General features: G+C 37.0%; 11 protein-coding genes and 1 tRNA gene. 9 read left to right on the top strand and 3 right to left on the bottom strand.

Annotated features, from left to right (window positions below):
* Positions 1-2 precede the first annotated feature (2 nt).
* The gene (gene rhaM, locus HCB38_RS09850) at positions 3-317 is read left to right on the top strand and encodes an L-rhamnose mutarotase (protein WP_185619210.1); all 315 of its coding nucleotides are present in this window, start codon (positions 3-5) and stop codon (positions 315-317) included.
* A gap of 39 nt (positions 318-356) precedes the next feature.
* Here the strand turns inward: rhaM and HCB38_RS09845 are convergent, their stop codons facing one another.
* A complete protein-coding gene (locus HCB38_RS09845) occupies positions 357-1,769 on the bottom strand; it encodes an MFS transporter (RefSeq protein ID WP_185319630.1) in 1,413 nt (470 codons plus the stop codon).
* A 154-nt stretch (positions 1,770-1,923) separates the two neighbouring features.
* Here HCB38_RS09845 and HCB38_RS09840 point away from each other — a divergent pair, with 154 nt between their 5' ends.
* Together HCB38_RS09840 and HCB38_RS09835 are read left to right on the top strand one after the other, a co-directional pair.
* Positions 1,924-2,463, top strand: a complete 540-nt coding sequence (locus tag HCB38_RS09840) for a GNAT family N-acetyltransferase (RefSeq protein ID WP_185619208.1) — start codon at positions 1,924-1,926, stop codon at positions 2,461-2,463.
* Between the two features lie 135 nt (positions 2,464-2,598).
* Positions 2,599-4,593 carry a DUF3857 domain-containing protein gene (locus tag HCB38_RS09835; protein WP_185619206.1) on the top strand — a complete coding sequence of 665 codons (1,995 nt, stop codon included), beginning with the start codon at positions 2,599-2,601 and terminating at the stop codon, positions 4,591-4,593.
* 48 nt (positions 4,594-4,641) lie between these two features.
* On the opposite strand, the gene HCB38_RS09830 is transcribed toward HCB38_RS09835, so the two are convergent.
* Positions 4,642-4,714 (bottom strand) — tRNA-Val (locus tag HCB38_RS09830).
* 21 nt (positions 4,715-4,735) lie between these two features.
* Positions 4,736-5,761: a LacI family DNA-binding transcriptional regulator gene (locus HCB38_RS09825; RefSeq protein ID WP_185638395.1), complete on the bottom strand. Its 1,026-nt coding sequence runs from the start codon at positions 5,759-5,761 to the stop codon at positions 4,736-4,738.
* A 222-nt stretch (positions 5,762-5,983) separates the two neighbouring features.
* Here HCB38_RS09825 and HCB38_RS09820 point away from each other — a divergent pair, with 222 nt between their 5' ends.
* From HCB38_RS09820 to HCB38_RS09795, 6 genes are all read left to right on the top strand, one after another.
* Positions 5,984-7,684, top strand: a complete 1,701-nt coding sequence (locus tag HCB38_RS09820; RefSeq protein ID WP_185607950.1) for a sugar phosphorylase — start codon at positions 5,984-5,986, stop codon at positions 7,682-7,684.
* Positions 7,681-8,973 carry an ABC transporter substrate-binding protein gene (locus HCB38_RS09815; RefSeq protein WP_185319634.1) on the top strand — a complete coding sequence of 431 codons (1,293 nt, stop codon included), beginning with the start codon at positions 7,681-7,683 and terminating at the stop codon, positions 8,971-8,973. Before HCB38_RS09820 ends, HCB38_RS09815 begins: the two co-directional genes overlap by 4 nt.
* Before the next feature lie 77 nt (positions 8,974-9,050).
* Complete coding sequence (locus HCB38_RS09810; protein ID WP_185319635.1) at positions 9,051-9,932, top strand: carbohydrate ABC transporter permease; 882 nt, start codon at positions 9,051-9,053, stop codon at positions 9,930-9,932.
* Complete coding sequence (locus tag HCB38_RS09805; protein WP_185309442.1) at positions 9,919-10,770, top strand: carbohydrate ABC transporter permease; 852 nt, start codon at positions 9,919-9,921, stop codon at positions 10,768-10,770. The genes HCB38_RS09810 and HCB38_RS09805 overlap by 14 nt, the downstream gene beginning before the upstream one ends.
* An 18-nt stretch (positions 10,771-10,788) precedes the next feature.
* Positions 10,789-11,841 (top strand): zinc-dependent alcohol dehydrogenase, encoded by a 1,053-nt coding sequence (locus tag HCB38_RS09800; RefSeq protein ID WP_185319636.1) that lies wholly within the window; start codon positions 10,789-10,791, stop codon positions 11,839-11,841.
* Between the two features lie 12 nt (positions 11,842-11,853).
* Positions 11,854-12,648: a sugar phosphate isomerase/epimerase family protein gene (locus HCB38_RS09795; protein ID WP_185319637.1), complete on the top strand. Its 795-nt coding sequence runs from the start codon at positions 11,854-11,856 to the stop codon at positions 12,646-12,648.
* Positions 12,649-12,660 lie beyond the last annotated feature (12 nt).

Below are 12,660 nucleotides of genomic sequence, written 5' to 3'. Positions count from 1 at the left end.
TAATGGAACGAGTGGCATCTATTATGTATTTATATCCTGGTAATCAAGAAGAATATAAAAAAAGACATGATGAACTTTGGCCAGAAATGAAAGAGGCCTTAAAAGCACATGGAGCATCTAACTATTCGATATTTTTAGAAGAAAAAACGGACACGTTATTTGCTTATGTGGAAGTTGAGAATAAAGCTGTTTATGACAAAATAGCAGAAACGGAAATTTGTCAAAAGTGGTGGGAATATATGGCTCCAATCATGAAATCAAATCCTAATCATAGCCCGGTCGCGGTAGATTTAAAAGAAGTTTTCTATTTAGCATAAGAAAAGAGACATGACTTTAATGCAAAGTCATGTCTCTTTTTAGATATTTTTTGGTAAGCGGAATATGAGTAGGAAACAAACTATGAGTAGAAAAATATTAACGTACATACTCATTTGCAAACTGTCTGAAAAGGCGCTTGCTTTTGAGGTGGCTGTTGTATTTCCTAATGTGCGGAAAAAGACCGAACCGACCACAGCAATCCCAAAGGATGAACCAATTCGCTGTGCTGTATTAAACATACCACTAGCTCCGCCGCGATCTACACCGGTCACTGTGGAAAGGGTAAAACTATTCAATGGTGCAATAGTCAAACCACTACCAAGCCCAGAAATGAAAAGTGGTAGGAATAAGAGCCAAGCAGAAAAAGCGCCGTCATTGAGATGAAAAACTATAGAGACGGTGCCAAGACCGACAATAACAAGCGAGACCCCTAGCATTAACAGTTTTCTTCCTAGTAGCGGGATAAATCGGTAACTATTGGACGCTGCCAGTACGCTACCTAATGCAAAGGGACTAATTGCAAGTCCAGATAAAATAGCTGAACGATTGAAACCAGTTTGCCAAGTTAGTGATAGAACGAAGAAAATACTAGTAAATGCAGCAAAGTATACGAGAGATAAGAGCATTCCTGAGACAAATTGATTGTTTTTAAGTAAGTTTGGCGCAATTAATGGTTGGTTGCCTTTCTTTTCTTGATAAACACTCCATTTGTAAAGAATGATGAAGAGTGGGATAGAAAGCGCCATTAAAAGATAGTCGATTGGTTTAAAATCATTTGCACCATTGGAAATAAGTGGGAAAAGTAATAGTAAAAGTGCGATTGTCAGTAGCCCAACTCCAGGCAAATCGAAGCTGATTTTTTTCGTGGAGACAGTTCTTTTAGGGAGATAAAGCATTGCTAAGACAAGTGTTACTAACACAAAAGGTACGTTAACGAAGAAAACTGCGCGCCAACCGTTTGTAGCTCCAAAAAGTTCAATTAAAAGTCCTCCTGTAAGAGGTCCGATAGCAGTTCCTACACCAATAACAGAGCCAAGAATTCCGAAAATTTTCCCAAGACTTTTTCCAGAATACATATCCATAATTGTGGCATTGATTTGTGGGAAAAATAACCCGGCAGCAAGTCCTTGTATTACCCGGGAAATAATGAGACTATTTTCCGAACTAGCGAAACCTGCAGTCACACTCATAATTAGAAAGAGCGTAATCCCGATAATGTAGATATTTTTTCGCCCAAATTTATCGCCAAGCCGACCAGCTAAAATAAGAACGAGGCCAAAAGCGAGTGCATAACCTGAAATAACCCATTCAATTGTTTCACTTGTAGCATGTAGAGCAGTCGTAATATCGGGTAGGGCAACGTTGACAATGGTTGTATCTAATAATGAAATAAAAGCTCCAAGCATAATTGAAATAAGTGCTAAAGTTTTACGTTTATCCGTCTGTTCCATGAATCATTCTCCTTTTTGAAGCTTTTTGAGATATTTTTCATTATAAACCTAATAACTCTGATGATAAAGAAAGAGCATATGTTTCACGTGAAACATTTTACTTTGAGAGGGAGATTTGATAAGCTTTTTTTATTAAAAAGGCGGGGGTTAACATATGGAAAATCGGAAGCAAATGATAAAAACAGAACGACTTTTTTTAAGCGAAATGACATTGGCTGATACAGAAATTTTGTTCGGTTATTGGTCGGATGATTCGGTTACTAGATATATGAACATTGAACCTTTTCAAAGTTTGCAGCCTGTAGAAGAAATGATTCGAATGCTGAGACAATTAGAAATTGAAGGAAAAGCACTTCGCTGTGTGATTATTTTGCAAGCAACAGGGGAAATTATTGGTACATGTGGCTTTAATTACATTGATCATGAAAACCATCGGGCAGAAATTGCCTATGATTTAGGGACACGTTTTTGGAAAAGAGGTTATGCGACGGAAGCAGTGAAAGCGTTGATGGAATGGGGAAAAGAATCTTTTGAATTACATCGTATTGAAGCAAAAGTAGACCCAAGAAATACAGCTTCTATAGTATTGTTAGAAAAGCTTGGTTTTTCGAAGGAAGGTTTACTGCGAGATTATGAAAAAATTGGTGAGGTATACCAAGATGTGCAATTGTTTTCATGGATAAATGGAAATTAGCAGTAAATGTGTCGAATTTTTTACTAAATAGTGTAGATAAACCAAAAATTGTTATATCCAAAAGATTTGCTCTTGTTTGTTCTATTTAGTTATTGCTAGAATGAAGTTATCTAAAATAGTTAAGGAGATTACACAATGACAAAAGAATATTACTTTATCAAACCAGAGTTAAGTTCTCCAGAAACAAAACAAGAAAACATTGATTCTTGGTTAAAGACACAAGATAAAACTTTTTATGATGCACAAATTGCGCAAGAACGTGATTACTGTTTCTGGTGTAATATTGTAGAAACGGCTAAACCAAATTCGCGTACGAGTTATACTTCGATGGCATATACATTAAATGAACCAAATATGCTCAATTCGACCGCTAAAACAAGCTTTGTTTTATCAGAAGAAGAAGTATTAAATATTCACACTTTATCTGTGGTTCGTGAGGGTAAAGTAATTGATAAGTTGGATGACATTAATGTAAAAGTACTGGACTATGTGCGTGATGAAAATCAAGCAAGTTTTAATGATGAGAAAAAAGTAACGGTGCTTATTCGCGACTTACATTTAAACGATATTTTTATTATGGAGACAACAATCGAGCGTAAATATGAAGAAAGCAGCATTCGAAATGACTTTTTCCGCTGGATTTATTCGGCACCAAATTCCTACTGGGCATACGGGAAATACCGTTTTGAATTGAAAAATGAAACGGAGAAAAAATTAGAAGCGAATTTCCATTATTTCCGAGATGAAGCGGGCACTATTTTAGAAAAAGATAAAGTGATGGTTCCGCATAATGAATCTTATACAATTGAAAAAGAAAATTATATTGGAGAAGACCCGAAAGAGCTTGAGATTGTACCTTTCATTGATTTTGTTACAGAGCAGACGTATCCGGAAATCACCAAAACAATCAGTGACATTTATCAAAAATTCTATCAAGTAAATCTTGCTGATTTTGCGGCTGATTTAGTGACTGAGTTAGATGCGCTTCCGTCTTTAGACCATAAAATCAAGCATGCCATCGATTTTGTTCAAAAAGAAGTGTACTATTTGTACAATGAAGCAGAGATGGATGGGCACGAGCCGCAAGCTGCTGAAGTAACTTATAATACAAAACAAGGGGACTGCAAAGCGAAAACAGTTCTTTTGAAAGTGATTTTAGACTATTTAGGCGTGAACTCGGAGCTTATTCTAGTTAACTATGATAGTGATGTATTCTTGTCAGTTTATACGCCATCACCATTCAACTTTAACCATGCGATTTTAAAAATAACACATGAAGGTCAAGTTTACTTTGTTGATGCGACGATGAGTAATGACCAAGGATTTTTAGCTAATCGTCAAAAAAATAGTTTTATGTATTATTTGGAAATTAAAGCTGGTACGGAATTACAAAAACAAGAACCATTTGAAGATGAAGAGCCAGCTGTGGAAGAAATTTTCCGTTGTGATGTGAAAGGGAATGTGGCTGAGGTTGTCTTTGAAAGAAAGTTACGTGGAGGAATGGCGAACGGATCGCGTGATATGTTTAAAAATGAGTCTAATAAAGAGATTATCAGCCGTTACAATTTTACAACATATAAGTGTATGACGCTGTATAAAAACTTTGAAGAAAATGAAATTGAACAGCATTTTAGTAATACTTCTGTTCAAATAGTTGAAGATAATAAGGATTTAAATGAACTTTCTATAGTGTATAAAGCGACTATTACGGATCCATATGAAGTTGAAAAGAAAAAACGTTATTTACACTACTGGAACTATGGCAACTTTATCGATGATACTGCTGAAAAACATTTCCATAAAGATTTCCCGTATTGGATTGATCGGAATAAAATTAAAACAGAGATACATTTGACGACAGATAAGTCAATTGACCAACAAGAGAGCTACACATGTCAAGAATGTGACATTAAATCTAAGTATTTGAAACATCGTATGACGAAGAAAATCCACAAAAATGGTGCATCTTGTTATTTAGAGTATCGTCCATATCATAACCTTGCTATTAAAGGTAAAGACTTGGAAGAATATATTAAAGCTAATAAAGAAATCCTCAAAAGTAACTGGGGTATCGGTATTGATATCATTGAGGATGGGTTGTTTAAGAAGTTAGGTAAGTTATTTAAATAAAATCAAAAAAGCATTCCTTTTCGTCAAAGGAATGCTTTTTTTGTTAAATGGTCCCGACTGGTCTCGAACCAGCGACCCCCACCATGTCAAGGTGATACTCTCCCAACTGAGCTACAGGACCAAGTAAATTCAGAAAATAAGCTTAGGAGTTTATTTTCTGAATGGATTCACGTTCAATCATTTCGGTTTGGATAATGGTTGTTTTTGGGACATTTTTATCTTGGTGGATTAAGCGGAATAATAAGTTAGTCGCTTTTTTTCCTAATTTGTTAATAGGAATGTCAATAGAAGTAAGCGGTGGTGATAGGAAAGACGATGCTACTTTATCATTATAGCCGATAACGGAAAAATCTGCAGGAATTTGCAAATTTTTGTCCGCGGCCATTTTATAGATACTAAGGACTTTTAAATCATCAGTTGCGAAAACGGCGGTTGGTTTATCCGAACCTTCCATTAGGCGTAGTGCGGCTTTGTAGCTGTCTTCAATGTTATAGCCGCTATCAATAATCCAGTCGTTACGAAGATCTAATTTGTGATCAAATAGACAACTTCGAAATCCAGCGAGCCGATCAATCGAAACATGATAATCAAGTGGTGCGTGAATACAAGCAATTTTTTTATGACCTTGTGTGATTAAATGTTTAGTTAGAGCATAACTATCACCAAAATTATCTGTATCAACAGAATAAATATTTTTGTAATGGCCTTCTACTTTTCCAGTAACAACAATAGGTATATTATAAGGATCTAATTGATGAAAAAAATCTTCATCAGCTGGGGAACTTAACATAATTATGCCTTTAATCATTTTTTCTTGGATTTTCGAGAGACATTTTTTGAGTTCGTCTTCACTGTTTTTGGCAGTCTGAAGAATGAGGTCAAAATTTTCCAACTCAGCTTGAGTGGATATGGATTGAATTATTTCGGAAAAAAATGGGTTCCCTGCTGTAGTTGTTGTTGAGCGATTTGAGATAACCATGATAGCATCAAAGCCAGAAGAAGTAAGTGCGCGAGCTAGTTTGCTTGGTTGGTAGTTGAGTTCATCAATCGCTTCTAATACTTTTTGCCTAGATTCTTTGGAAATATTAGCTTGATTGTTAAGTACTCTAGATACCGTTGATTTTGAAACTCCCGCGCGTTTTGCTATGTCATAAATGGTAGCTGCCAAGGTAATCTTCCTTTCTCTATTGTTTCCGGTATCGGTTCCGGTCAATATCATCCATGTTTATATTACTCAATTTTACGCGAAATGTCCAACTAGATGTAATGGAGAGATAAAAACCCAATACTATCAACACATTAGAAAACTCATTTAAAATTCTGTTTGACAGAAAGCGCTTTCCATACTATAATTCTTTTTGTGGGAGCGCTCCCGGTTAGGAGGTAAATGATGACGAATTTAAGAAAACGACTTTCGCGGTTATATTCTGAAGATGTGGTTGAGAATTTAGCAACGAGAATTGAAGAACGGGTAAACCAAACGAAACAAAGAAAGTTAGTACGAAAAGATAAATGGGACGAGAAGGATATTGTTTTAATTACATATGGAGATCAGTTTAAAGAGGAATCCAAAAAAACGTTACCAACATTTAAGAAAATGTATGATCGTTATTTAAAATCGACTTTTGAAGTAGTGCATTTCCTACCTTTCTATCCTTATTCATCGGACGATGGGTTTTCGGTTATTGATTATAAGGCAGTAAATCCGGAGCTTGGTGATTGGACAGATATTAAGGAAATGGAACAATCGGCGCGCTTGATGTTTGATTTTGTTTGTAATCATATGTCTGCAAAAAGTGATTGGTTTAAGCGGTATTTGGCGGGTGACGAAGAGTTTCAGAACTTCTTTGTGGAGATGGATCCGGATGCTGACCTTAGTTCGGTTACAAGACCACGCGCGACACCAGTGCTTACGCCATTTCAATTTACTTCTGGTAAAGAGGGTTATATTTGGACGACGTTTAGTGAGGATCAGATTGATTTGAACTTTGCTTGTCCGGAAGTGCTTTATAAGATGATTGATGTTTTAATGTTCTATCTAGAAGAAGGAGCAGAATATGTGCGACTTGATGCGGTTGGATTTATGTGGAAGGTGCCGGGAACAAGCTCGATTCACTTGGAAGAGACGCATGAAATCGTGAAATTATTTAGAGACCTAGTAGACATTGCAGCACCGGGGACAATTATTATAACGGAAACTAATGTGCCACATGCTGATAATATCAGTTATTTTGGAAATGGTGAAAAAGAAGCGCATATGGTTTATCAATTCCCACTTCCGCCACTTGTGCTCCATGCGATACACCATGGCAATGCGGAGTTTTTAAGTAATTGGGCGAAGAATTTAGAGTTACCAGAAGGCAAGCGGACATTCTTTAATTTCCTTGCCTCACATGATGGAATTGGATTAAATCCAGTACGTGGCATTATCCCAGAAGCAGAAATTTTGGCGTTAGTGAATGATTTGGAGGAAGAAGGCGCGCTCGTTTCATATAAGCAAAATCCAGATGGTTCTAAGAGTCCTTATGAGATTAATGTGACTTACATGGATGCATTAAGTAAACAGGCGGACACAGATGATTTAAGACTGGCGAGATTCCTTGTGGCTCATGCGGTATTAATGTCTATCCCAGGCGTCCCAGCAGTTTACATTCAAAGTATTTTAGGAAGCCGCAATGATTATTCAGGCGTAGAAATAACTGGCCACAATCGCTCCATTAATAGAAAGAAATATGATTTGGAGGAAATTGCAGTTGAGTTAGAAAAAGCTGGCTCCTTACGAAAAGAAACTTATGATGCGTTAACAAAATTAATTAGCACCCGAAAAGCGGAATCACTTTTCCATCCAGAAATACCGATGGAAGTTTTAGAATCCACGGCGGAATTGTTTGTTATTAAGCGATCATCTGGCGCGGAATCGATTATATTGATTCATAATTTATCAGAAAAAGAAGTGAAGTATTCACTAGACAGCGGTGTTTATACAAATCTTTATACGGGCTCCACGGTAACTGGGAGCGATTCCATAAAGCTTAGTGGCTATGAATTCTGCTGGCTAAAAACCAAAAATTACAGGGAGGAACAAAAATGAAGAAAAAGAGTCTTGTATTACTTGTTGTTGTGTTGGTTCTAAGTGCGGTTCTAGCTGCATGTGGGGGAAAAGGGTCTAGTAGTAAGGAAGTAACAGTGGAATTTATGCATTCATCCGTTGAAAAAGAGCGTTTAGATGTTATTAAAAAATTAATTGCTGATTTTGAGAAAAAAAATCCAACAATCAAGATTAAACAAATTCCAGTTGAAGAAGATGCTTTTAATACAAAAGTAGTTACACTTGCTCGTTCTGGTAAATTGCCAGCAATCATGGAAGTCAGCCAAGATTTTGCCAAAGTAATGGATAAAGATGAGTTAATTGATCAAGATGCAGTGAAAGAAGTTATTGACTCTATTGGAGCGGATAACTACTACGAAGGAGCAACAAACTTAGTACGTTCTGAAGATGGTAAAAGCTATATCGCTGCACCACTAAGCGGTTGGGTTCAAGGTATTTGGTATAACAAAAAAGCTTTAGCCGATGCTGGTTTTGAAGAACCAAAAAACTGGGCGGATATTGAAAAAGTAGCGAAAAAATTCACAAATAAAGCAGATAAAAAATATGGGATTGCTATTCCAACAGCAGAAAGCACAATGAGTGAGCAAGCATTTTCTCAATTCGCACTTTCTAACAAAGCGAATGTTTTAGATGCAAAAGGTAATGTAACGATTGATACACCAGAAATGAAACAAGCGCTTCAATATTATAAAGATCTTTCAGCATATACAATGCCTGGTTCAAATGATGTAACTGAAATTAAAGATGCATTTATGAATGGAACTGTTCCAATGGCAATGTATTCTACGTATATTCTTCCTTCTGTTTATGAAGAAGGCGATCCGTCTAACATTGGATTCGCAATTCCGGAAGAAAAAGAAAAAGCGGTTTATGGTACAGTTTCTGGTTTAACTATTTCAGCAGGGCTTGATGATGAGCAAAAGAAAGCAACGAAGAAATTTGTTGAATATTTATCGCAGCCAGAAAATATGGCAACGTGGGTATTAATGTCCCCAGGTGGTGCGCAACCAGTAAATAAAGAAGTAGTAGAACAAAAAGCATATAAAGAAAATGAAGTAATCAAATCATTTGGTGAACTTCCAAATGAAATTGCAGCATCATTCAATGACATCCAAGTTTTCGGGCTTGTTGACGGTAAAAATCTTACAAAAATGGGAGATATTACTAGCTCAGGAATTATCGCACAAATGGTTAATAACGTAACTGTTGGTGGCGGTGATGTTTCGGCGGACTTAAAAGCAGCGCAGAAGAAAGCTGAAGAAGGTAAATAATCAAATAGCGGGGAGAGTTGAGTCTCCCCGTCTTTTTTAACAGTTTAGCACGTCGCTTTTTGATTTAAGGAGGCATTATGAAAACAAAAGTATATAAAAGATCCGACTTTAAGTTAGCTATGATTTTACTTGCGCCAAGTTTTGTTTTACTGGCAGCACTTGTTTTATATCCGATGATTTCAAATATCCAGATTAGTTTTTTAGATATGCCGCTTAACCCCAACATTAAATCGGTCTTTGTTGGTTTACAAAACTATATAGATATTTTAAAAGATCCAGAGTTTTATAAATCACTAGGTCTTACAGTGGCTTATACGGCACTTGTAGTAGTTGGAAGCACCGGGATGGGACTACTTGTGGCGATATTTTTTAACCGCGAATTCCGCTTTAGAAGAACGGCTAGGTCGCTTATTATCTTGTCTTATGTAACACCATCTATTTCTCTTATTTTTGCATGGAAGTATATGTTTAATAATGGTTATGGTGTGATAAACTTTATGACTGTAGATGTGCTTCATATGTTCAAAGAAGCGCCGTTATGGTTTGATAATCCAGTTTCTAGTTTCTTTTTAGTAACCTTTTTTGCGATATGGCGTTATTTCCCGTATGCATTTATTTCGTTTTTGGCGATTTTGCAAACGGTTGATAAGTCGCTTTATGAGGCGGCTGATATGGACGGAGCGAACATTTGGGATAAATTCAAAATCGTTACTTTGCCAGCGATTATGCCGGTACTTGCAACAGTTATTACGCTTCGTGCGATTTGGATGTTCTATATGTTCACCGATGTATACTTACTCACGAATAAAGTAAATATCCTTGGAGTTTATTTATATAAAACAGCATTTGCATTCAATGATTTAGGAAAAGCAGCAGCGATTTCTGTCATATTATTTGTCATTATTTTTGTTGTGATTATTTTTGCAAGAAAGCGGGTGGATTTGAATGGCGGTAAGTAGTAAAAAGTCAAAAAGAACGAAGAAAATCGCGTTTTATGTGACGATGGTTGCATTTTTATGTATCACGTTGTTCCCTTTTGCGATTATGTTAATGACTTCATTTAAGAGCAGCAAAGAAGCCATTTCTACGCATCCAACATTTTTCCCGAAAGATTTTACATTCCAGCATTATATTGATATTTTTAATCCAGATATTTTTCCGTTTTTAACGTATTTTAAAAATAGCTTGGTGGTTTCGGTTTTTGCGGCGGGAATTGCGGTCGTTTTGGGAATTTTAGGCGCTTATGCGTTGTCGAAATTACGCTTTAAAGGGCGGATGACGATTAATGCAAGTTTTTATACGGTTTACATGTTCTCTGGAATCTTGTTAATCGTTCCATTGTTCAAAATAATTTCGAGTTTGGGATTGTATGATACAGAAACAGCTTTAATTATCACGATGGTTGTACAAACACTACCTACCGCGGTATTCATGCTAAAAAGTTATTTTGACACAATCCCTTCTGATATTGAAGAAGCAGCAATGATGGATGGGTTGAATCGCTTCCAGATTATTTTACGGATTATCGTTCCGCTTGCGATTTCAGGTATTGTTTCTGTATTTGTATATTGCTTCATGGTAGCTTGGAATGATTATCTGTTTGCTTCGATTTTCCTATCTAGCTCAGAGAAATTCACGTTACCAATTGGCTTAAACACACTATTTAGTACACCAGATTATATTTGGGGTAGAATGATGGCGGCATCGCTTGTAACGGCGCTACCAGTTGTTATTATGTACGCAATTTCAGAACGATTTATCAAAGGAAACTTAACTGATGGTGGAGTTAAAGGATAAGAAAGGAAGTAATTTAACATGAAAAAATTAGTAGCGACTGCCCCTCGTGTGGCGGAATTAGTAGAATATCATGATCGTGAAGTTTTAGAAGATGAAGTAAAAATTAAAGTGGAGTTCGCTTCGCCAAAACATGGTACAGAAGTGGTTGATTTTAGAGGAATTAGTCCTTTTATTGATGAAGAATTTTCGCCTGAATGGAACTTATTTGTTTCACGTGAAACAAATAGTGCGCGAGGCATTGTGTTTGGCGAGTTTCAGCTAGGCAACATGGTCGTTGGTGAAGTAGTTGAATGTGGGAGCAAAGTGACGGAATATGCGCTTGGGGACACGGTTTGTTCGTATGGACCGATTATGGAAACCGTTATTGTGAAAGCTGTCGATAATTATAAATTACGTAAATTGCCAAAAGGAGCTAATTGGAAAAATGCAGTGTGCTATGATCCGGCTCAATTTGCGATGAGTGGCGTGAGAGATGCACATGTTCGTGCTGGGGATTACGTTGTCGTTGTTGGACTTGGCGCGATTGGTCAAATTGCAATTCAACTAGCGAAAAAAGCGGGCGCAAGTGTTGTTATCGGGGTCGATCCTCTTAGTCATCGTCGTGAAATCGCTGAAAAACATGGAGCAGATGCTACGTTTGATCCGATTACGACAGATGTTGGCTTAGAAGTGAAACGCCTTACTGGTAAGCTTGGCGCTGATTCTATCATTGAAACAAGCGGAAACGCAGCGGCACTTCAAGCAGCACTTCGCGGTATTGCTTATGGTGGAACGATTTCTTATGTAGCATTCGCGAAACCTTTCCCAGAAGGATTTAATCTTGGACGAGAAGCACATTTTAACAATGCAAAAATCGTCTTTTCACGTGCGGCTAGTGAGCCAAACCCGGATTATCCGCGCTGGGACCGCAAACGTATCGAGGAAACTTGTTGGGAACTACTGATGAATGGCTACTTAGATTGCTCGGATATTATTGATCCAGTTGTTCCATTCGCTGATTCGGCGGAGAGTTACATGAAATATGTCGACCAACAACCTGATTTGAGTATTAAAATGGGAATTACCCTTTAAGGAGCGATAATAATGAAATTAGGCACACAAAACCAAGCATTTTTCCCGGAAAATATAGAAGAAAAATTTGCTTATGTAAAAGAAATGGGCTTTGAAGGTTTTGAAATTGATGGTAAATTACTTGTTGAAAATTTGGACGAAGTGAAGAAAGCTATCGAAAAAACGGGGCTACCTGTTAGTACTGCATGTGGTGGCTATGACGGCTGGATTGGTGACTTCATTGAAGAGCGCAGATTGAACGGTTTAGAAGAAATTAAGGCGATTTTAGAAGCTTTAGCAGAAGTTGGTGGGCAAGGGATTGTCGTTCCAGCGGCGTGGGGGATGTTCACTTATCGTCTTCCGCCAATGGTTTCACCGCGAAGTCAAGCTGGTGATTTCAAAGCAGTAAGTGAATCATTAATTTATTTGGATAAAATTGCTGGAGAAACTGACACGAAAGTTTATCTTGAGCCACTTAACAGATACCAAGACCATATGATTAATTTGCTAAGTGATGCGCAGAAATATATTGATGAAAATAATCTTGAAAATGTAGAAATTATCGCTGACTTCTATCATATGAATATTGAAGAAGATAGCATTCCTGCTGCACTTGAGAGGTATAAAGATTCGATTGGTCATATTCATGTTGCTGATAATCATCGCTATCAACCAGGAAGCGGTAGCCTTGATTTTAAAACAAGTTTTGATCAACTGAAAAAGAATGGTTACAACGGATTTTTAACTTTTGAATGTCGTGTTCGCAGTGAAAATCCAGAACAAGCTTATAAAGATGCTTTAGAACACTTAAAAAGCTGTTTAATTTAAAATAGAAAATCC

Origin of the sequence: Listeria farberi (genome assembly GCF_014229295.1) — a bacterium.
GTDB lineage: Bacteria > Bacillota > Bacilli > Lactobacillales > Listeriaceae > Listeria > Listeria farberi.
The sequence above is the reverse complement of the archived record's forward strand: the minus strand, read 5'-3'. Positions and strand labels throughout refer to the sequence as shown.